Raw genomic sequence first — 21,001 nt, forward strand, 5'->3', positions numbered from 1 at the left:
CTTTCTCTCTTGCGACAGGCTTTTTTTCCTGTTAAAATAAGGACATGACTCGTTATAAAGCCCTTATTTCCTACGACGGACATGACTTTGCTGGCTTTCAGCGCCAGCCTCATGCTCGGAGCGTTCAGGAAGAAATTGAAAAAACCTTAACTCGTATTAACAAAGGCCAGCCCATTGTCATCCACGGAGCTGGTCGGACCGACAGCGGCGTTCATGCGCTTGGGCAGGTCATTCACTTTGACCTCCCTTCCGCTAGGGATGAAGAAAAGCTGCGGTTTGCCTTGGATACCCAGACGCCAGAAGATATAGATGTCATTTCTGTGGAGGAAGTGACGGAGGATTTTCATGCCCGTTACAAGCCGCACAGCAAGACCTATGAGTTTCTGGTGGATATTGGTCGGCCAAAAAATCCAATGATGCGCCACTATGCGACCCACTATCCCTATCCTTTGGAGATTCCTCTGATGGAGCAGGCCATTAAAGCTTTGGAGGGAACGCATGATTTTACGGGCTTTACAGCCTCGGGTACCAGTGTGGAAAATAAGGTTCGCACGATTACAACGGCCAGTCTGACTTTTGATGCGCAACGCAATTTTCTAGTCTTTACTTTTTCGGGCAATGGCTTTCTCTATAAGCAAATCCGCAACATGGTGGGAACCTTGCTTAAGATTGGAAATAAGCGGATGCCAGTCAACCAAATCGAACGGATTTTAGAAGAAAAAGATCGGCAACTAGCTGGGCCAACCGCAGCACCCAACGGTCTTTATCTAAAGGAGATTATTTATGAAGAATAAGCTGATTTTAGCCCTTTCTGGCAATGATATTTTTAGTGGTGGTGGTCTTCATGCGGATCTGGCTACTTATACGGTCTATGGCCTGCATGGTTTTGTAGCGGTGACTTGCTTGACCGCTATGACGGACAAGGGCTTTGAAGTTCTTCCGACCGACGAGCAGGTCTTTGCGCAGCAACTCTCCTCGCTCAAAGATGTGCCGTTTTCGGCCATCAAGTTGGGCTTGTTACCGACGGTTGCCATTGCAGATCAGGCCCTGGCCTTCATCAAAAAGCAAGCGGGCATACCAGTCGTGCTAGACCCTGTCCTAGTCTGCAAGGAAACCCATGATGTGGAAGTTTCGGCTCTCCGAGATGAATTGATCAAATTTTTCCCTTATACGACCATTATCACGCCCAATCTACCAGAAGCAGAGATCCTGACCCAGTCGGAGATCAAGAGTCTGGATGACCTCAAGGCTGCGGCTGTGACCCTCCATGAACTAGGAGCTCAAAATGTCGTAATCAAGGGAGGAAATCGTTTCAGTCAAGATCGGGCCCTTGATTTATTTTACGATGGCAAAGACTTTGAGTTGTTAGAAAGCCCTGTTTTAGCAAATAATAATACAGGAGCCGGCTGTACCTTTGCTTCTAGCATAGCTAGTCAGCTTTTAGCAGGCCAATCACCTCTTGAAGCCGTCAACTATTCAAAAGATTTTGTTTACCGCGCTATCCAGCGCTCAGATCAGTATGGAGTTATTCAATATGAAAAATAATCAGACAAGAAAAATCGCTTTGCTGGCTGTCATTACAGCCCTATCTATTGTTTTGGGGAATTTTTTCAAAATCCCGACGCCAACTGGCTTTCTGACCTTGCTAGATGCAGGGATTTACTTTACCGCATTTTATTTTGGTCGTAAGGAAGGAGCCTTGGTTGGGGGCTTGTCCGGTCTCTTGATTGACTTGGTGGCCGGCTATCCTCAGTGGATGGTCTTCAGTCTCATCTGCCATGGCCTTCAAGGCTACTTTGCCGGCTTCACTGGCAAGCAGCGTTATATCGGTCTACTCTTGGCTGGACTTGCCATGGTCGGCGGTTATGCTCTCTTTGGTAGCATTTTGAGTGGACCTGGTGCAGCTATCGCAGCGATTTGGGGCAATGTCATGCAAAATATTTTTGGCTTGGTGGTCGGCTATGCCCTTTATAGAGCCTTTCCCCTTGTCTTGAAAAGAGCCCTTCAGCCAGAGTAAGTGAGGTAAGAGATGGATTTAGAGAAGCTTGAAAAGGAGACCAGCCAGATCGCTACAGATGTCTTGGACAAGGCGGGTTTGGTTAAGGGAAATATTTTTGTCCTAGGTCTATCTTCTAGTGAAGTCATGGGGGGACACATTGGCCAGCATTCCAGCAGGGAAGTCGGTCAGGTCATTGTCAAGACCTTGTTAGATATTCTGCAAGTTCGGGGGATTTACTTGGCCGTTCAAGGCTGTGAACACCTCAATCGCGCCTTGGTCGTGGAGCGAGAATTGGCAGAAAAGAAAGACCTAGAGATTGTCAATGTCCTGCCCAGTCTACATGCAGGCGGGAGTGGCCAGCTAGCGGCTTTTGACTATATGAAAGATCCTGTGGAGGTTGAGTTTATCACAGCCCATGCTGGCTTGGATGTGGGAGATACGTCAATCGGAATGCATGTCAAGCATGTTCAGGTTCCGATTCGCCCTCAGCTACGCAGTTTGGGTCAGGCTCACGTTACCGCCCTTGCCAGTCGTCCCAAGTTAATTGGCGGAGCTAGAGCGTCTTATATCGAAGATAGGATTCGAAAATCTTAGTAGGATAGTAGAAAGAGGCTGGGACAAAAGTCCTAGCCTCTCAATTGTCTTTGGATTGTCGAGCAAGACGCAGTGGTTGAGTGGGCTCTACTACGCTGATTTCATCAGCTTTTACAGCCCTACTCAACTGTGCGGAGGTGGGACGACGAAATCGAATTCTAACGAATGACCGATTTCTGTCCCACTCTCTTTTCCCAAATGGTAGACTTTGCTAGTCGATTCTCGTGCTGGTGAGGGAAATAAACCCACAGTGATAGGAGAATATTGTCTGCTAAGAGCTGGGCAAATGGTCAAAAAAGAGCAAAAAGTGGCTTGGATTTTGGCTTGTGAACGGGGAAAAAGGCGAAAAATAAAAGGTGTCGCTTGAAAAAACTGCTACTTATGTTATAATGGATTGTATGTAAAAAATTTGAAGGAGAACTGACAGAATGTCTGTATCATTTGAAAACAAAGAAACAAATCGTGGAGTGTTGACTTTTACTATCGGTCAAGACCAAATCAAACCTGCTTTGGATCGTGCTTTTAATGCAGTTAAGAAAAATATTGCTGTACCAGGTTTCCGTAAAGGTCATATTCCTCGTCCAGTCTTCAACCAACGTTTTGGTGAAGAATCACTTTATCAAGATGTCTTGAATGCATTGCTTCCAGCAGCTTATGAAGCAGCTGTAAAAGAAGCTGGTCTTGAAGTGGTTGCACAACCAAAAATTGATGTAACTTCAATGGAAAAAGGCCAAGACTGGGTGATCACTGCTGAAGTTGTGACAAAACCTGAAGTGAAATTGGGTGCTTACAAAGACCTTGAAGTATCTGTAGAAGTTTCTAAGGAAGTTACTGACGCTGAAGTTGATGAGCGCATTGAGCGTGAACGCAACAACTTGGCTGAATTGGTTCTGAAAGATGGAGCAGCAGCTGAAGGTGATACAGTTGTCATCGACTTTGTTGGTTCTGTTGACGGTGTTGAATTTGACGGCGGAAAAGGTGATAACTTCTCACTTGGACTTGGTTCAGGTCAATTCATCCCAGGCTTCGAAGACCAATTGGTTGGCCACTCAGCTGGTGAAACAGTAGATGTTGTTGTAACCTTCCCAGAAGACTACCAAGCAGCTGACCTTGCTGGTAAAGAAGCAAAATTCGTTACAACAATCCATGAAGTTAAAGAAAAAGAAGTTCCAGCTCTTGATGATGAACTTGCAAAAGACATCGACGAAGAAGTTGAAACTCTTGCTGAATTGAAAGAAAAATACCGTAAAGAATTAGCAGAAGCGAAGGAAGCAGCTTACAACGATGCAGTTGAAGCAGCAGCGATTGATCTTGCAGTAGAAAATGCAGAAATCGTTGACCTTCCAGAAGAAATGATTCACGAAGAAGTTCATCGCGCTGTGAACGAATTCCTCGGAAACATGCAACGTCAAGGTATCTCTCCTGATATGTACTTCCAAATCACTGGTACAACTCAAGAAGACCTTCACAAACAATATGAAGCAGATGCTGCAGCACGTACTAAGACTAACCTTGTTGTAGAAGCAGTTGCGAAAGCAGAAGGCTTTGAAGCTAGCGCTGAAGAAGTTGAAGCAGAAATCACTTCATTGGCAACAGACTACAACATGGAAGCAGACCGCGTTCGCCAATTGCTTTCAGAAGAAATGCTTAAACATGATATCGCTGTTAAAAAAGCAGTTGAAGTTATCACAAGCACTGCTAAAGTAAAATAATAGCTTCTAGTCAGCCCTAGTGGATGACAAATGCAAGCACAGGAGAGAACGATTTGTTCTCTCTTTTTTGATCTTGGAGGGATGGTTTAAAATGGGAAAGCTAATCTCTAGATTAAAATAAGCTCTACAATTCCTACAGGGAGTTAATCTCTGTAGAAATTATAGAGCTCATATCACAACATCCATGGCATACCCATTTCGTTTAATGCTTTAGTAGCATGAAATGCAGCTATTTCGTTTTCAATAATTTTTAATAACTCATCTTCCTCTAGTAAACGTAATATTTCAAGATTCTTTTGTGTCAGTTCCTCATTAGCATCACAAATTCCGATTCTAGCCGAATGAAATGCAATTGCATCATACCGTTTAAGTAATTTTGCTGTTTTAATAACCATCGAACAAATATGACTGCACATCGGAAAATGTTTGTAATAAAAATAAAAGGTAGACAAATTTGATAGAAGAGCTAACTTTATAGGAAGGATATTTTGGAAGTCAGAGTATTTTTCTAGTCTGTGAAGAACTAATTGAGTTGTATCTAGAATAGTCTCCGTAGGAAGGACAAAAAGAATGGAGTTTAAAATGTTGAAATCTGATGCGTACCAGGTGTCATGGTGTTTTAGATCGTTCCGTAAAATGTCAACGATATCTGGTGTCACCTTATCTCTGTTTGAAATTCCATTCTTTCTGACTTGAAGTATGACTGTCAAGGATTGGTGCAATTTTTGGATAGAGATATCCCAATGAGTTTTTAGATAAGATTCACATTTTTTATAAATAGTTTCAAGTTCTCCTACTCCACTAATTGAATGAATATTGCTGATTTGATTTAATAGTTGGGTATGCTCACTAGGATGGTAAAGATTACAAATATAATCAAATTCATCAAAGCTCATATTAATTTGTTGAAGTAAAAAAGCCATGTTCTCATACTTTGGAACGACAAGTCCATTCTCTATTTTAGAGAGTGTTGTAGGAGACAGTACATTGCCACACACATCTGACTGAGTGAGGTTTTTAGACTTTCTAATTTCTTGATAAACTTTTCCAAAATCATATCTCATATCATAATCTCCAAAAAAGCTTGAAAATAGTTAAAACAATACTACATGATTCTGACTACATTATATAATTTAGTAAGGAGGAATGCAAAGAAATATAAAAAAATTCAAGTCGTAAATTATGTTCTGTCATTTTCTTATATATTCTTACTAAACTCTATGTTAGGCTAGAGAATTGTGTAGGATATGGAATTTAGAAATAAGAAAGTAGGTCAAAAATGGCTAAGAAAAAGATGCTGTTAACTTTATCAGTCGTAGCATTAGGAATTGCTTCATATACTTTGCTGAAACCAGTTATTGCAGAAACAACAATCGGTAAAACAAACGAAAATCAGACGATTTCAATTTATAAGAATTTACTAAAAGGTAAATCTGAAAAAGAAATTAATGACTACTTTTCAGGTTTATCAGACAGTAAACTGATCATTGCAGACAAATCAGGTGGTTTTACAACTAGCTCTACAGATGACTACAGTAATCCAGTAGAGACAACTGATGAGAATGGCAATAAAGAATTAAAATCTTTCCAAGATAAAAGTGTTGCTGCAACAGTTGGTGAAATCAAAGAAGCACTTAAGAATAACTAAATCATACAACTTGCTGATGTTAATTGCTGGTTGTTGAATTAGAGAGAAAAGTTCCACTTAAAAGTGGAACTTTTTTTGTTGCATGTTTAGATTTTGGGCTCTATGATAAAAAGTTTGACCTCTTGGAGTAACTGGTTAGAGGAAGTATGTCTAGCTTAAGCCTCGGCTGGCTACTTTTCCTATAGATTCTTGGTAATCTAGGCCTCGGCCGCTCACTTTTCCTATAGTTTTATTGCAATCTAAGCCTTGGCTAGCCACTTTTCCTATAGTTTTTTGGTAGCTTAGGCCTCGGTCGGTCACTTTCCTTTAGTTTTTGAGGTAAATGATACTTTTTGATAGCTGTTGGCCAAAAGTAAGTATTTGACGAGAGGGAGATTTCTTTCTAGGTCTCAAATAGGGAATTGTTTCAAAAATAAATAGGATACCAAAAAGCAGCTTTTAGCTGATTGCTGAGAAATGCTAGGCTGTCATAGAGAGATATTTAGCTTTTAGACAGATTTTTTTGGGGAGCTTGTGATATACTGTTAGTATGGAAAAAAATGATATTGTTTACGGCGTGCATGCTGTGACCGAGGCCTTGATGGCCAATACGGGAAATAAACTTTACATTCAGGACGACTTGCGTGGCAAAAACGTGAGCAAGCTGAAAGATCTGGCGGCAGAAAAGAAGGTCTCCATCTCTTGGACACCCAAGAAAACCTTGCAGGAGATGACAGATGGAGCTGTTCACCAAGGCTTTGTCTTGCGGGTATCGGAGTTTGCCTATGCAGATTTGGCGGATGTTTTGAAAAAAGCAGAGCAGAAAGAGAATCCTCTGCTGTTGATTTTGGATGGCTTGACAGACCCGCATAATCTGGGCTCTATCTTGCGCACGGCTGACGCGACCAATGTGACTGGAGTGATCATTCCTAAGCACCGAGCAGTCGGCGTGACACCAGTTGTGGCCAAGACCTCTACGGGCGCTATCGAGCACATTCCCATTGCCCGTGTGACCAATCTCAGCCAGACTCTGGACAAGCTCAAGGAAGCTGGCTTCTGGATTTTTGGGACGGATATGCAGGGGACGCCTGTTCATAAGTGGAATACGGCAGGAAAGTTGGCCCTCATCATCGGCAACGAAGGCAAGGGGATTTCCAGCAACATCAAGAAGCAAGTGGACGAAATGCTGACCATTCCCATGAATGGTCATGTCCAAAGCCTCAACGCCAGCGTCGCAGCGGCCATTCTCATGTATGAAGTCTTTAGAAATCGGGTGGGCTAATGCAAGTACTAGGAAGCTATCTGTTAGAAAAATATCAAACAGAAACGTTTGAGCCGATCATTTATGCTATCTACCATAATAAAAGAGAAGATAATTATTGCTTTTGCTTTGAAATCACTGAGGAAGCAGACCAGTATCCCTTAGAGGACTTATTGACCCAGTATTCCTTGAATTGCACGGATTTATACGGTCAAGGAAGTCAGGTAAATGGCGCTTTGAAATACCTCATTGAGGTAGAAACCTTATCTAGTGATAAGGCGGATTTCATCAGTATTCTCAATTTTTCTACAATTTTAAATAAAGAGATTGTGAATTATGTAAAAGGAAAATATGAGTGCCTTGCTGAAAAGAGGTGTATGAGTTCCTTTTATATGGGGAACCAAAAAGTGGAAGTTCCTGTGCTTGCTTTCCGAAGTGATAACTCTGGGATGGTTTCTTTTCAAAATAAATATCCAGAGGTGCAATTATCAAATTTATTTTTAGAAGATAAAAAATATAATGTTGAGTGTTTAGATGGGGAATGGACCTGTATTGAATTGCTTAATGGCAAAGCAAACCTTATTTTAAAAAATTCACAAGATGAATATTTCCAATATATTTTTGATTTGAAAGGCTTTCAAGGTGTTAGTCCTGTTCTAGACTAACCGAGCGAAACTAGCTTTCCTAAGAAGTAAGAAATTTCCATAGCTAGTCTCGATATGGTGGCAGTCAAAGCACCACTACTAACCCGCTTATGTCCATGGAGAAGTCTTCTCTGTGGCAACTAAAAAATGATGGAGAAAAAAGATGACCTTTAAAATTTTAACGGATTCGACGGCAGATCTGCCAGAAAGCTGGACCCAAGAACATGATGTGCAGGTTCTGGGCTTGACCATTCAGCTGGACGGGCAAACCTACGAGACCGTCGGACCAGATAAGCTGACCAGTGAGCAGCTTTTAGCCAAGATGGAGTCTGGCAGCAAGCCAACTACCAGCCAGATCAATGTCGGCCAATTTGAAGATGTTTTCCGCCAGTATGCTCAGGAGGGCACAGCGGTTCTCTATGTGGCTTTTGCTTCAGCCTTGTCTGGAACCTACCAAAGTGCAGTCATGGCAAGGGAGATGGTCTTAGAGGATTATCCTGAGGCGATCATCACCATCCTTGATACCAAGGCAGCTTCGATGGGTGAAGGCCTCTTGGTCATGAAGGCTGTAGAAGCGAGAGCGGCAGGTCAAAGTCTGGAGCAGACGGCAGACTTGCTCCAAAGTCTAGTGCCTAGAGTCCAGACCTATTTCTTAGTAGATGACCTCAACCACCTCATGCGGGGTGGCCGTATTTCCAAGGCAGCGGCTCTCATGGGAAGCTTGGTCAATATTAAGCCCATTATCGCAGTCACAGCTGATGGAAGTCTGGATTCGGTCGCTAAGGTGCGAGGCAAGAAGAAGGCGCAGGCTGAGGTGGTTCGGATGACCTTAGATACGATTTCTGATCCACGGGTGGTGGTCGCCTATGCAGGTGAAAAAGAAGTCGCTGAAACTGTCAAGGAGCAGCTTTTAGCTTCTGGGCAGGTCACAGAAGTCCTTATACTGCCTCTTGGTCCGGTTATTTCGACGCATACCGGCCCAGGTACTCTAGGACTTTTTAGCATTGGCAGTGAACTTTCAGACTAAATAGAAATGAAATCGTTATTTTATAAATAATTGCATCAAATATATTGACTTTTGGTTAGAAAATTTGGTATGATAGTAGGCGGTATTGTTTACCCCATTTGTAAGGCCCCGGAACCTTTCAAATAACCCGCGGACCGGAACATCCGCCCTGTAAACAAAAACGATATTCATATAGGAGAAATCATGAACAAAACAACATACATGGCTAAGCCAGGTGAAGTTGAACGCAAATGGTATGTAGTAGACGCTACTGATGTACCTCTTGGACGCCTTTCTGCAGTTGTAGCAAGCGTACTTCGTGGAAAAAACAAACCAACATTCACACCACACACTGATACAGGTGACTTCGTAATCGTTATCAACGCTGAAAAAGTTAAATTGACTGGTAAAAAAGCAACTGATAAAGTTTACTACACTCACTCAATGTACCCAGGTGGTTTGAAGTCTATCACTGCTGGTGAACTTCGCTCTAAGAACGCTGTTCGTTTGATCGAAAAATCAGTTAAAGGTATGCTTCCACACAATACTCTTGGCCGCGCTCAAGGTATGAAGTTGAAAGTATTTGTAGGCGCTGAGCACACTCACGCTGCACAACAACCAGAAGTTCTTGATATTTCAGGACTTATCTAAGGAAAGGAACAATAAAGTATGTCACAAGCACAATATGCAGGTACTGGACGTCGTAAAAACGCTGTTGCACGCGTTCGCCTTGTTCCAGGAACTGGTAAAATCACTGTAAACAAAAAAGATGTTGAAGAGTACATCCCACACGCTGACCTTCGTTTGGTTATCAACCAACCATTCGCAGTTACTTCAACTGTTGGTCAATACGACGTTTTTGTAAACGTTGATGGTGGTGGCTACGCTGGTCAATCAGGCGCTATCCGTCACGGTATCGCTCGTGCCCTTCTTCAAGTAGACCCAGACTTCCGCGATTCATTGAAACGCGCAGGCCTTCTTACTCGTGATGCCCGTATGGTAGAACGTAAGAAGCCAGGTCTTAAGAAAGCTCGTAAAGCATCACAATTCTCAAAACGTTAATCAATACGATTATATCAACGTTTACAGACATTCAAGAATTTTCTCTTGGATGTCTTTTTTTGTTTAAAAATCAAGAATTTCCCTGAAAATTTCCCTGAGATTTCCCTGAATCATTTTTTGAGATTCCTAAAAGCAATTTCACCAACTGTCTGATTAACGGTATCAGCTGTATTTACATATATTTTTGTTACCTGTTTATCGCTATGAGTTAGAGCTTCAGAAATAGTCTCTAGTGAGACACCAGCTCGTTTCGCTAAAGTAGCACCTGTGTGTCTCAATTTATGTGGAGATGCTGGGGCAAGTTCAGGATGTCTTTTTCTTACAGATTTCATTCGGTAGTTGAGATAGTCTGTATGGAGAGGTAAATTTATGTTATTAGTCCGGTCATTATATGTAAACACAAATTGTTTCTGTGTTTGTCGTAGTCCAAAAAGTTTGAGTTCTTCTTGTTGTCTAACTTTCCAATTCTCTAGAAGTTCCATCAATTCAGTCGGAGCTTTAAAGAGAGTTTTTTTGTTCCCTTTAGTTGATTTTACATTGCCAAAACGGTCTAAAGCTTGTTCTATGAGTATTTCTCCAGTTGAAAAGTTGATGTGCTTCCATTGCAAAGCATAACTTTCTGATTTTCGGTCAGATAAGAAGAATGTTGTATAAAAGAGAGTGTAGTCTTTTAGCTCAATAAGTCCTTCCTCTAAATCAGTGTCAAAAGCTTGTAACCATAACTTTAACTCCTCTTTATCGAGAGAAAGATCTTCTTCACGTTTACTCTCTTTAAGGAGAATTTTTTTATTTGCTTTAATTCTACTAATTGTCTTTCGGAGTTTATTTGATGGAATATACTCAAGCTCCTCAGCCCAATCGAAAACAGAATTTACATAGCTCCTAATGACCTTGAAATTAGCATAACTATTTGCTTTGGGAGTAAGGAGTGACAGAACTAGTTGTTTATTATTTATTAAATGCTCTAGCGAGTATTTCCCTAATATCGGAAGAATATGTAATCTAAAAATACTCTCTGTTTGAAAAACAGTAGCTTTAGTAGGAGGTTTTATAGTAGTAGTGGTTTGACCTGCTTTGTAAGGTTCCAGCCAAATATCTTTATAAAAATCTTTAAATAAGATATTCCCATTAAGTTTTGAATCTATGGGTTGTCTACCTAATCGTGCATTTTCAATATCAATGTTTAATTTTATTTCTGCTTCTTTCGCTTCTCGTTTACTTTTATATCTTTTTTCAAAATATTGTCCTAAACCGAGTTTTCCTTGAACTTCTGCTGGAATATATACTTTTAGATGATATGTTCCATTTTTTGTTTTCTTTATTGCCACTGTTTTCCCCTTTATGCGCTAATTTCTAATCTTGTCATCCACTGATTGATACTTTCTTTATTAAAGCGAATGGATTTTCCAATTCGAATAAATGGTAGTCCCATAGCAATCCAAATATCTAAAGTGTTATTGGATACACCCAGATAATTACAAGTTTGCTTTTTATTAAGAAAAGGACTATCTGCCCCAATTTCTTCTTTAAAGTGATGAATTTCGTTTTTTAAGAGTGTTGCAATCATTTGTTGAATTTCTTGTGTTTGTTCGTCAGGTAATTGTACTAACATATTTTCTCCTTTCTAATGTCCTAAGACATATGTAAATTGTTTAGCTGATTCTGCATCGAATGTTCGATAGCTGACTATTCCGAGTCCCTTAAAATTAGATTCGGAAATAAGTATGGATCCATCAGATTTAACTTGCTCTACAAATGCTACATGCCCGTATACTGGGTCTGCGCCAGCTTGACTCGATGAGAAGGATAAGGCAGAGTGTTCAGTTGGCGTATTTGTAGTTGTATAACCTGGTTTTTCCATCCATTGATTACCATTCCCCATATAAGGGTCAAAGTTGACACCAACTTCTTTTCCACGGTTATAGACAAACCAAGTACATTGCCCCCATGGATAAGAACTTGCGATATAGTTAGTAGTATCAATAACTTGAGTAAGACTGTAGCCTTCTGGAATATCGCTTGAAGTAACACCGCCACCGTCTCTTGTTTTACTTGTAGTTTGTTTAGGTGCTTTTGGAGTTCCCCCGTTTTCATCAATGTAAGTATCCAGTTTTTGCATGGTTTCAGCTCTTCTTTTTCCTGAACCAGAAGTGTCTGTAAAGTAGACCCCTCCATCAACGGCAGTATTCAAAGTGCCAGAAGCTAACTTCTTTGCCTTGTCGTCCTGGATTTTGAAGGTTTGATTTTTATTACCAATGATAGTTTGTTGGGTAAGAGCGACTACGGCAACCTCATCATTGAAGTTATTGGCATTTTCGGGATTAGAGTCAAAAGCTCCATAGCCAAACATATTGGCTCCTGGATTTGTAGCAACTCCAGCAGTTCCTAGTGAACTTTCATTCAATGCGATTGCAAGTATCGCTCGAACATCCAGATTTGACTTGGCTTCCCACTCTAACAATTTTGTCCCATTGATGCGACTTGAATCATAGTTGATTCCTAGAGTTTTTAGGAATCCATCTAATTGTGAGGCCTTGATTCCGTAACGATGAACTAATAGATTATGTGTGTAGGCGTCCCCGTCTGACCAGTGTTCAGAATAGGTAACTCCGTTTTGACTGTTGGAATTTCCACCAATAGAGCCCCCAGCCATAGCAGAGGCAAGAATGAGAATAACAAGAATCGGCATGAGCAGAGGGAGGAGACCGAGGATGAGAAACCATTTGATTTTTTTCATAAACCCTCCTACTCTTAATAGCGAATGTAGGCAGTAAAGAGAACTGTTCCAAAGCGCCATTTGGCATCTAAGACAATTGTATGTGCTTTTACTTGGGAGATAATTATTTCTCTTTCAGAATCCTTTACTGGAAATAAAAGAAGGAAATCGACTGAGCGTTTTCCTTCTTGATAGGCTTGATAGAGTGTATCTTCTAGAATTCTTGGGAATGAGGTTCTAGAACGAATTTTTGTGTTCATTTGCTTCTCCTCGTAATTGGTTTAGTCTCTCGGTTAGTCTGTTTCTGCGTTCAATATTAGCCTTGATTTTATCATCCCTTGTCATAGTTTTTCTGTATGCACGGGTAAAGGCATTTGAACCTTGCGCTTTAAACATGGATTGAGGATCTTTGTAATCTTCTAGTTTTGCCTCTATACGATTGATACGGTATTGCTTGATAGGAGAAATCCATTCTTCCTTGAGAGTTTCAAATTCTTCTTCTGGAGTGACTTTTTCATTGTTTGGTTGCGAAATTGGTTCAAAGTTAGACGAAAGTGTTTTTTCTTGTTGTTTCGTTCTATGCTGAACCCTAGGATATAATTTAGCCCCATCTTCTTGGGCTTGCTCTGTTTCTATGGGTGGTAAAAGTTCATCCTCATTTGGCTGCTTATTAGTAAAGAATGATCCAACTTGTTGGAATTGGCTCTTTGCATTCATGACTGCACCAGCTCCATATCCAGCGCTAGAAAGGACAAAATTTCCTAATCCTTGAGCAGATGAAAGTGCCCTAGTTGGTACTTGTGAAGCTAATTCCTTTGTTTGGCTAACCGTTTGCGTGACCTTATTTCCGATATCATTTGCTACCATACGAGCTTTAGAACCAAGAATAAACTGAATAATTTCCGCCTTGTATTTCCAAAGGAGGAAAAAGATCATAGCTTTAGAAGCAACAGAAACCAAGAGTTTAAAGACGAGTCCAAAAAGCAGGAGAGAAGGGAGAGTCTTCAAAATACCATCAAAGCCAGACGTTACTAAGTTTTCAACTAATTGCTCAATATAAAAGATGAATAGTGTTAAGAGGCTAGTAATTGCTGGAAAAGTTAAGCCCGAAAACATGACTTTAAGAACCCCAAAAATCAAATCTTGCATCCGTGGAATAAAGGAAACAAGAAGAGCAATTGGGAATAATAAAATCATCATAAGAACTAGAACTTGAGCGAGTATATTTAGAATTTGAATCAATATAACTGGGATAGCTAAAACAATGGCTTCTAAAATTTTAAATATGATATAAAACATACGAATGAAGATGAAGTCAGGCATCGCAGACACCCAGCGGTTCTTTTCACCATCCTCATTAGCACCATTTCCGATTTTATCTAGATAGTCAGAGCGCTCTTTAGCTTTAACTGCTGTAAAGTTTCCGTTTGAATCAGAAGTACCTAAAACTTTACTATTATCAAATTCCTCTTCTTTTCCATCCTGACTATTCTTGTATTTACCGTTTTCTTGTCCAGTGTTCACAAAGATATAGGCTTTGTAAGAAGTTTCAGCAATATAGCTATCAGCCATTGAATCGCCAATTTTGATAGACTTATTTTTATCATAGTTGACTTCAATTTTGGAAATTTTCGAGGAGACATCTTTTGAAACATTGTGGATGGTATCAAGCAGATAAAGCCCACCTGAAGTTCCAGCGATTGTTCCAAAGTAGCTAAATCCTAAGAGAATTACTAAACAGACATGAAGCACCGTTCTTGAGAAACTCCCTTTAGAAAAGAAGTATTGGTAAAATAGATAAATCCCAAGAATAAGTAAGGACATTGAAATGAGCGAATCTTTGCCAACTCCGTTAGTGGTTGAAGCAGTGAATCCTTGCCATATAGAACTTGCACCGTTAAAGACATAAGTCTTGTAGGCGGAGTAGAGGTCTACTTGTTCTAAGATACGAATAAGAAGAGAGAAGAAACCGACAATGGCATTGAGCAGGAAAAAGAAAAAATTGACGAAGATTTCATTAATCATTACCCATGCACCGTTAAAGGAACCGAACCCAGTTGGCTCCATATAGGATTTGAGCGAGAAAATATCAACGCCTTTTAATTTCTCAAAAGCTTCTTGCATGGTTTCACCTCCTAACTAGCGTATTTATTTTCAAGACTTGAAGAAACTGTTGCTTTCATAGGTTTTAGTAGCATATCAATATCTTCAAAAAGATTGTGAACAGAAATCATGTTCAGGTTGCCATAGACGTCATAGTAGAGACATTGCCCTGAAATCATGTTATCAATCCATTCTAGGTTTTGTTCGTTGACTTCTAGGTTGACGTGACGAAGAATATCCTCTCTTTCTGATTTTTCGTAAAAAGCAAATATGGTTCCAAAGCCAGTCGTGTCATCGTCATTTTCAGCATCATGTACAGATTGAGTAATGAGTGCGAGGGTATTGTTTTTTGATCTCCCAATACGTCTCATGTTTTTTATAACAGCTTTTCCTTCTGCGGATTTCATCAGAATCCATGCTTCATCGAAAAATTCGATGGTGTCCTCATTTTCATTGCGCTCTCCAAAGTGGGTACAAAAGGCGCCAAGCGCAAACATGAGGGCAATGGAATTTCTTTCGTGATCTGAAATCTTTGTGGAATTATCCTTAGGGAGCTTAAGGTTGTTAACTTCTAGAATGGTGACTCGGGAATCGTAGTTGAGTCCTTGAGTGGTTCCATCTGAAAAAGCAAGTTCTAAGATGGAATTTGTGACAATAGAAGTTAGATAACGTCCAACAGAAGCAATATCGTCCTTCTCGTCCATTTTCAGGCGTTCTAAGACCTGTTTAAATCCAACAGCTTGACCTTGCTCTCTTTTCTCTGCAATGATATTTATAGCCTCTGTAATGGCTGTCTTTTGATCCATGGTAACATCATCTACGGCTTGCAGGAGAAATTCCAACATATTTTTTGCGACTTCGACCGCCTGTTCTTTCTCAAGAACGACGATAGGATCCAAAACACCATGGTTAGATGGTAGCGAGCTATCAAGAGTGACAAAGTTAAATGCCTCAATCTGTTTCTTACGTTCAGGATAGAGCTTTGCAAATTCAGGCGAGTTAATCACTTGTTGGTAGTGATTTCTGAGTTCTCGTTTCGGGTCAATGTAGAGGGTTTTGACATTTTGCAGGGCAACGCTCAAGAAAATAATCTGAGCCAAAAAGGATTTTCCTTGTCCAGTAGCACCTGTGATGATAATGTGTGGATTCTTAGTGATTTTACCAGCGATATCTTCTTTGTTACCGACAGTGGCATTATATAGGACAATGTTTTTGGAGGATTCGATAGCTTTTTCAATCGAATCCCAACGCCCTGTCCAGTTGTCTACTCGTCCGATATACCAGCCAATCCGATTTCCTGAAGAGCTATTGGTAAAGGGCATCAGTTCTGAGAAACCACGAGGAGTTACCATATGAGTCCAAGTTCTCGTTTTCTTTTGAAGGTGTTGACCATAGAGGAGGGCTTGAAAAAGGTAGGGTGCATCTTGGCTAGCTTCACTAATTTCAACGCCCATATCATCAAAGTAATTGAGAACTACTTGTCTACGTTGTCGTAGTTGTCCAATACTGGAAGCAGAGACAATAAGATAAGCTCCATATTCGATGATATTTTCCTTATTTCCTACCTTCTTCATCAAGTCTTTCAGAGAAAGCGACCCCATGATGATTTCATCTTGTTGGACAGTATCTGTATTTTCTGCCTCTTCCATAATATTGCGATAACGGGTATTGGAACGTCCCATTTTCCCTTTGATTTTATTGTTATCAATAAATTCTGCCTTAATACGCAATTCGACAGGAAAGTTAAGCCGTTGAACAAATTCTCCTAGATGAAAGCCGTTAAACTGAATGGGGAATTTTCCAACAGGAAGAATGGTTACAAAAGAAGATCCATAAGGACTTTCTAGTTTTAAAAAGCCCCCCTTGGTGACTTTAATTAGAGTATCCGTGATATTAAATTGGGAACGATTGGCAAGGACTTCCTTTTTGTAGTGGGGAATATAGCGGAGATATTGCATCCGTTGATAGTAGAACAATTCCTCATCCGATAAGGCTTTTGCTCGTAAGGGAGCAAGGGCTTGGTAAATGGTAAACTCATCTGCACGGTAGTCCTCATACCAGTTTTCAGCGAGTTCATATTCATAGCCAAATCCCTGAGCGATTTTTTCGGAAAAATCAGTGAGGCTTTCAAGTGCTAATTCTTTGATTGTTTGCCCATGGTTTTGTTTTCGTAGGTTAACTCCAATCACCCAATCAAATTGATAGGGGATTTCCATTTCATTTGTTAAATGGTCAACGGTGTAGAGGAGGAGTTCTTCACCGAGCTCTCTACTATCATCCGCTAGTGCATCTGAAAAGTCTTTTAATTTCTCCTCTAAAAGATAGTCCTTGGGAATGAGGGAAACCTCAAAATATTGATTCTTTTGAAGTTTCTTCATCATTTGGGCAACAGTTAATTTGTGCTTATTTTTTCGTTCATCATCCGTGATGGTGATTGGGGTATTCGGAATACGGTAGTAGGCCATTACAGACCGATCCCGTTTCAAGACAAGATTATCATGCGTTTGTAGAATGGGATAAGTTAAAGGTAGAGGCATATTTCCTCCTTTCTAGAGGTTTGTTTTTTCAAATACAATTTCTTCAACCGGTTCAATATGATCTTCATGGTAGATTGCCTTTCTATTGAGTTTAAAATCCCAACAGTAGATTAGGTAATCTGCTAGAAAGAGATGCATTTTCTTTCCATGTGGTTCGTATTCGGTATAAAACTTTGCTAGTTTATAAGGGATAAACCAGTAGAGAATTAACGAAATAGAGTGAGTGGCTTTAGCTAGAGGTACAAGAATAAAACCACCAAAGAGTAGCATGGTAACAAAGATGAAGATAAAGACTATAAAAAAGGACAGTTGCATGGGTGTAGCAAAGTACCAAATGCGAGTGCCTTTTTTAGTTTTTATCTCTTGAATCCAATAAGGGGCGTTAAGCCCCTTGGCGTAATCATACAGTTTTTCATCTTTCATAGTTAGAGTCCTGTTTCAATCCCAAAGAGACGAAGGAACCAGCCAAATGCTTTTAGAATGTCTTGCCCTTTTGTGAGTGAGACAATGACAGCATAAAAACAAACTACTGAAAAAAGTTGGATCCAGGAGCTGTTGCGCCAAGCTTTAACTGCAAGTAGTACGGCAATTGCTCCTAGTACCCAAACAGCATCTCCTTGTAGGAAGGCTCGTAAATTTTCTGTGTTCATGTTGTTCTCCTTTATTTTTCTTGTTTTGCGTAGTTAAGAGGGATAGTGTGGGCTAACTCATCTACAAAATAAGTCCCGTTATTTTGAGTAAGCGTGAGAGTGAAATTCTCTGAATGAGTTGAAGCCCCTACTTCAAAAGTAACTTGAACAATTGCGATAAGCTTTTCCCCATCTTCTTTTAGATAGGTGTAGTCAATACTTTTAAAGGTAGTATTTGCGACTACAGAAACATCTTTAGCAATCAAATTCAGGTTGTCTTGATTTGTAGTGTAGTTGGTGAAAAAAACAGTTAAAAACTTGTCTACTTTCTTGTGTTCATCCTCCGATAGACGATCAGTTGCTGATAAGGTCAATTGCTCATCTTTTGAAGATGGAGTTGCTTGTGAGGAGTCAAGACTTGAGAACCAAGGTAGACCAGCGATACGATATTTACCGTTTACTTCCTCAAAAGGAATATTAAATCCTGTTGTGATTTCCTTTTTCTCGGTATTGTTGTCCTTTTTGATCCATTCCTTGTATTTGACACGATAGGTTGCCACTTTATCTGTTACAGTGACAAGTTGCGAATAAATCACCTCGCTAGGGTTTCGGACTTGCCCTTGTGACTTGGTGTCAGGAAGGGCACCATAAAAGGAATTCAGATGATTTATTTGTTCGGTTTGCTTATTATTTTCTTGTGAGAGAGTAAAGTAAGCATAAACAAAATCATTTAGATAGTATTGTAGGCGGTAGTCATATTGCCTAGTAGTTGAAGGGGTGTCTGATTTTTCCTTTTCAAAGTTTTCAATGCTTGTTTTTAGACTTGAAACTTGATTTGATAAAGTGATAGCTCGAATAGAGCCCATGAGCCCAATAAAGAGAAGGCAGCAAGTTCCGCCAACTACAGCAAGATTAACTTGTTTTTTGGTGAGGGTTTTAAGTTTTGGAGGCTTCTTTTTCTGTTCAACCTTTTTAAATTGTTCTAGAAATTGCCTCACCTTTAAGAGATAGGATTTTAAATTGTCCATAGTTCCTCCTGTTACACTTGGGCTAACTCAATAAGTTTGGTTCCTTTTGCATAGAATCGTTTATTAAGTTTTTCCATTTCTGAATTGATAAAGTAATATCCTTTTAGCTCGTATTGAAGTTGTTCCAGTAATTGGGGAGCTAGAGTCTTTGCCTCCTCTTTTTTCAGCAAGCTATTTAATTCACCTGCTTTTGTCCAAGATTCTTTATAATCTTTCTTTTTGAGACATTCGCCTAATTCATTAACGACTTGTTCTACTTGTCGAGTGAAGTTTGTTTTTGTTGCCATTTCGATTTCCTTTCTAAATTGTTCTTGATTTTGCTTGATGGTTTGTTGGATGTAAGCAATAAGTGAGGGACGCATCTTCTGATTGTTAGTAAGAACTTGTCCTTCTAGTGTGAAGCAAGCATGCTCGTAGCTATAGAGACCTTTAGAATTTGGTTCCTTTTCGGTACACCTTCCAGCACATTCATAGTAGAAATCTTTTCCCCTTCTTAGGAGAATGTAGAAGTGCCAAAATTGTTTATCTGGCAAGAGAAATAAATCTGCTTGGTAGATTTTCTTGAGCATGACTTATGCCTCAATTAGATCCTGATAACCCAAGGCCTGGTAAATGAAATCAGACTCAAACCAGAGCCAATCATTGATTTGGGTTTCAGTTGGGATATCACCAGAGAAGATGTCCTCACAAATAGTGGTGAGGGTATCTAATCCTCCACGTTCACGGACAGTATTTAGGGTTGTTACAGCGCCTGACCATGCTTTAAAGTTCTCTAGTGAGTTGATATGTACTTTGTATTCCATTTGTGTTTCCTTTCTATGAGTGGTAGGTTTGATTGGTTTTGAGGAGTTTTAACATTGCCTCCCCTCTTTCAGTAATTTCTCCACTATTTTGAATCATCTTCATGTATTCAGTCTGCATGATGCGATCTGCTTCTGAAACTAGTGCAAGGGAGTTCGCCACTTGGAAAGTTAACCAGCGGATGGTTCGTTCAATAGAGTAGGGTTGAGGACTGGTTGAGAGTTTCAAAGGTTCCACTCCACCAAAAAGTCGCTGCCATTTTTGGTCAGGCTTATAAGCTCCAAATTGATTGATTCCATCATAGACTTGCATTTCATGATTGATAACCCCACGGGCGATTTCCCCAAGGTCTACACCGTTGATGTATTCCTCGATAGCTCCTTGTGCTTTCTGGTCTGAAAAGCGAAGTTCATAGCGATTCCAAACACCAAAAATCTCCAAGGATTCTTCCAAGGAGATATTTTCTTGACGGGCGAGTTCATAGCGTTTCTCGTAAAAGTTAAAGTAGAGTTGGCTTTGCCTTGAGCCAAAGTAGAGAGATAAACCGTGATTGGCTTCCATATCCTCATTATCAATAAAAGAGCCACCTCCTGTTACATTCCATTTCCGAAAAGTATTAAGAACTATTTCCTTAGCGTAGAGCTTCTCAATTAACTTAGGGATATGAATCTGCTGGTCTTCTTTTCCAAACCCTTTGTAAAGCTCATCTAGAGCAATATCTAACCTCTTAATTCGGCAATCCTCATAAGCATAGAAGAGATTTTGAAGGAAGGCCTGCCAAGTGATTCCCTTATATTCTAGGAGTACTTCCAACTCACGGCACCCTTGTCCTGATAGTTGAAGACAGGATTGGTAGTCTTTGGTTTCTGCTTTATCAAAGAAATCAAAAATCCAAATGTTACCTCGTTGCCAAAGATGAGTATAGTTCATGAGCCGTGTTTCTTGAGCGCTAAATTCGCTCAGATGACAGAAGAGATAGTTTTCACAGAAAGAATCTAAGTCACGTAGGGCAGGAAAAGAGATTCGTAAGTAGTCAATCCGAGCACGCAAACTTTGTTTTTCATGCTCTCTATGAAAGCCTAGTTTGGCTTTTAGGTCACGGAATTTTTCAATGCTCAATCCTCTCTCGCCAGCTTCGTAGGAGCGATAGGTTCTAGTAGGTAGGTCAACCGCTTCTGCAAATTGTTTTTGGCTCATACCTGTTTCTTGACGAAATTTCTTAAGATTGAATGGGCTGATTTTATCCATTCATGGGGACACCTCCTTTTTTATGAGTGACACA

24 protein-coding genes are annotated in these 21,001 nt (G+C 40.2%); 11 read left to right on the top strand and 13 right to left on the bottom strand.

The genetic code is table 11. The annotated features are described in order from the left end of the window. Positions 1-44: 44 nt before the first annotated feature. From truA to tig, 5 genes are all read left to right on the top strand, one after another. Positions 45-794 carry a tRNA pseudouridine(38-40) synthase TruA gene (truA, locus tag FZ941_RS04615; RefSeq protein ID WP_148887011.1) on the top strand — a complete coding sequence of 250 codons (750 nt, stop codon included), beginning with the start codon at positions 45-47 and terminating at the stop codon, positions 792-794. After that, positions 784-1,545 (top strand): bifunctional hydroxymethylpyrimidine kinase/phosphomethylpyrimidine kinase, encoded by a 762-nt coding sequence (locus FZ941_RS04620; protein ID WP_148887012.1) that lies wholly within the window; start codon positions 784-786, stop codon positions 1,543-1,545. The genes truA and FZ941_RS04620 overlap by 11 nt, the downstream gene beginning before the upstream one ends. Further along, complete coding sequence (locus FZ941_RS04625) at positions 1,535-2,017, top strand: ECF transporter S component (RefSeq protein ID WP_015605737.1); 483 nt, start codon at positions 1,535-1,537, stop codon at positions 2,015-2,017. The genes FZ941_RS04620 and FZ941_RS04625 overlap by 11 nt, the downstream gene beginning before the upstream one ends. 12 nt (positions 2,018-2,029) lie before the next feature. Further along, the gene (locus FZ941_RS04630; RefSeq protein WP_148887013.1) at positions 2,030-2,593 is read left to right on the top strand and encodes a TIGR01440 family protein; all 564 of its coding nucleotides are present in this window, start codon (positions 2,030-2,032) and stop codon (positions 2,591-2,593) included. Between the two features lie 428 nt (positions 2,594-3,021). Then, a complete protein-coding gene (tig, locus tag FZ941_RS04640) occupies positions 3,022-4,305 on the top strand; it encodes a trigger factor (RefSeq protein WP_148887014.1) in 1,284 nt (427 codons plus the stop codon). Between the two features lie 173 nt (positions 4,306-4,478). Here the strand turns inward: tig and FZ941_RS04645 are convergent, their stop codons facing one another. Continuing rightward, positions 4,479-5,369 carry a helix-turn-helix domain-containing protein gene (locus FZ941_RS04645; RefSeq protein WP_148887015.1) on the bottom strand — a complete coding sequence of 297 codons (891 nt, stop codon included), beginning with the start codon at positions 5,367-5,369 and terminating at the stop codon, positions 4,479-4,481. 215 nt (positions 5,370-5,584) lie between these two features. Here FZ941_RS04645 and FZ941_RS04650 point away from each other — a divergent pair, with 215 nt between their 5' ends. The 6 genes from FZ941_RS04650 to rpsI all read left to right on the top strand — a co-directional run bounded on the left by FZ941_RS04650 (position 5,585) and on the right by rpsI (position 9,905). Then, the gene (locus FZ941_RS04650; RefSeq protein WP_125372661.1) at positions 5,585-5,953 is read left to right on the top strand and encodes a hypothetical protein; all 369 of its coding nucleotides are present in this window, start codon (positions 5,585-5,587) and stop codon (positions 5,951-5,953) included. A 529-nt stretch (positions 5,954-6,482) separates the two neighbouring features. Continuing rightward, positions 6,483-7,214 (top strand): 23S rRNA (guanosine(2251)-2'-O)-methyltransferase RlmB, encoded by a 732-nt coding sequence (rlmB, locus tag FZ941_RS04655; RefSeq protein ID WP_148887016.1) that lies wholly within the window; start codon positions 6,483-6,485, stop codon positions 7,212-7,214. Next, positions 7,214-7,858 carry a hypothetical protein gene (locus FZ941_RS04660; protein WP_148887017.1) on the top strand — a complete coding sequence of 215 codons (645 nt, stop codon included), beginning with the start codon at positions 7,214-7,216 and terminating at the stop codon, positions 7,856-7,858. The genes rlmB and FZ941_RS04660 overlap by 1 nt, the downstream gene beginning before the upstream one ends. Positions 7,859-8,000: 142 nt before the next feature. Continuing rightward, the gene (locus FZ941_RS04665; RefSeq protein ID WP_148887018.1) at positions 8,001-8,864 is read left to right on the top strand and encodes a DegV family protein; all 864 of its coding nucleotides are present in this window, start codon (positions 8,001-8,003) and stop codon (positions 8,862-8,864) included. A 183-nt stretch (positions 8,865-9,047) separates the two neighbouring features. Then, a complete protein-coding gene (gene rplM, locus FZ941_RS04670) occupies positions 9,048-9,494 on the top strand; it encodes a 50S ribosomal protein L13 (RefSeq protein WP_003026230.1) in 447 nt (148 codons plus the stop codon). Between the two features lie 18 nt (positions 9,495-9,512). Further along, positions 9,513-9,905: a 30S ribosomal protein S9 gene (gene rpsI / locus FZ941_RS04675; protein WP_002902303.1), complete on the top strand. Its 393-nt coding sequence runs from the start codon at positions 9,513-9,515 to the stop codon at positions 9,903-9,905. A gap of 110 nt (positions 9,906-10,015) precedes the next feature. Here the strand turns inward: rpsI and FZ941_RS04680 are convergent, their stop codons facing one another. Genes FZ941_RS04680 through FZ941_RS04735 form a run of 12 tightly spaced genes read right to left on the bottom strand, consistent with a single transcriptional unit; the run spans position 10,016 to position 20,967 of the window. Further along, positions 10,016-11,233: a site-specific integrase gene (locus FZ941_RS04680; protein WP_148887019.1), complete on the bottom strand. Its 1,218-nt coding sequence runs from the start codon at positions 11,231-11,233 to the stop codon at positions 10,016-10,018. Positions 11,234-11,244: 11 nt separating this feature from the next. Next, a complete protein-coding gene (locus tag FZ941_RS04685) occupies positions 11,245-11,517 on the bottom strand; it encodes an excisionase family DNA-binding protein (protein ID WP_148887020.1) in 273 nt (90 codons plus the stop codon). A 12-nt stretch (positions 11,518-11,529) separates the two neighbouring features. Beyond that, positions 11,530-12,642 (bottom strand): CHAP domain-containing protein, encoded by a 1,113-nt coding sequence (locus FZ941_RS04690; protein ID WP_148887021.1) that lies wholly within the window; start codon positions 12,640-12,642, stop codon positions 11,530-11,532. 14 nt (positions 12,643-12,656) lie between these two features. Then, positions 12,657-12,881: a hypothetical protein gene (locus FZ941_RS04695; protein WP_148887022.1), complete on the bottom strand. Its 225-nt coding sequence runs from the start codon at positions 12,879-12,881 to the stop codon at positions 12,657-12,659. Continuing rightward, complete coding sequence (locus FZ941_RS04700; RefSeq protein WP_148887023.1) at positions 12,859-14,745, bottom strand: conjugal transfer protein; 1,887 nt, start codon at positions 14,743-14,745, stop codon at positions 12,859-12,861. The genes FZ941_RS04695 and FZ941_RS04700 overlap by 23 nt, the downstream gene beginning before the upstream one ends. 11 nt (positions 14,746-14,756) lie before the next feature. Beyond that, positions 14,757-17,261, bottom strand: a complete 2,505-nt coding sequence (locus tag FZ941_RS04705) for an ATP-binding protein (RefSeq protein ID WP_148887024.1) — start codon at positions 17,259-17,261, stop codon at positions 14,757-14,759. A 12-nt stretch (positions 17,262-17,273) separates the two neighbouring features. Then, the gene (locus FZ941_RS04710; RefSeq protein ID WP_148887025.1) at positions 17,274-17,684 is read right to left on the bottom strand and encodes a conjugal transfer protein; all 411 of its coding nucleotides are present in this window, start codon (positions 17,682-17,684) and stop codon (positions 17,274-17,276) included. Between the two features lie 2 nt (positions 17,685-17,686). Then, positions 17,687-17,911, bottom strand: coding sequence for a TcpD family membrane protein (locus FZ941_RS04715; protein WP_001091060.1), 225 nt, complete (start codon positions 17,909-17,911; stop codon positions 17,687-17,689). A gap of 11 nt (positions 17,912-17,922) precedes the next feature. Beyond that, a complete protein-coding gene (locus tag FZ941_RS04720; RefSeq protein ID WP_148887026.1) occupies positions 17,923-18,918 on the bottom strand; it encodes a conjugal transfer protein in 996 nt (331 codons plus the stop codon). Positions 18,919-18,929: 11 nt separating this feature from the next. Continuing rightward, positions 18,930-19,487 carry a conjugal transfer protein gene (locus FZ941_RS04725; protein ID WP_148887027.1) on the bottom strand — a complete coding sequence of 186 codons (558 nt, stop codon included), beginning with the start codon at positions 19,485-19,487 and terminating at the stop codon, positions 18,930-18,932. Between the two features lie 3 nt (positions 19,488-19,490). After that, positions 19,491-19,721 carry a hypothetical protein gene (locus tag FZ941_RS04730; protein WP_148887028.1) on the bottom strand — a complete coding sequence of 77 codons (231 nt, stop codon included), beginning with the start codon at positions 19,719-19,721 and terminating at the stop codon, positions 19,491-19,493. 13 nt (positions 19,722-19,734) lie between these two features. Then, on the bottom strand, positions 19,735-20,967 hold the full coding sequence (locus FZ941_RS04735; RefSeq protein WP_148887029.1) for a replication initiation factor domain-containing protein: 1,233 nt from the start codon (positions 20,965-20,967) through the stop codon (positions 19,735-19,737). Positions 20,968-21,001: the final 34 nt, after the last annotated feature.

The organism is Streptococcus sp. Marseille-P6264 (assembly GCF_902460355.1).
Taxonomy (GTDB): Bacteria; Bacillota; Bacilli; order Lactobacillales; family Streptococcaceae; genus Streptococcus.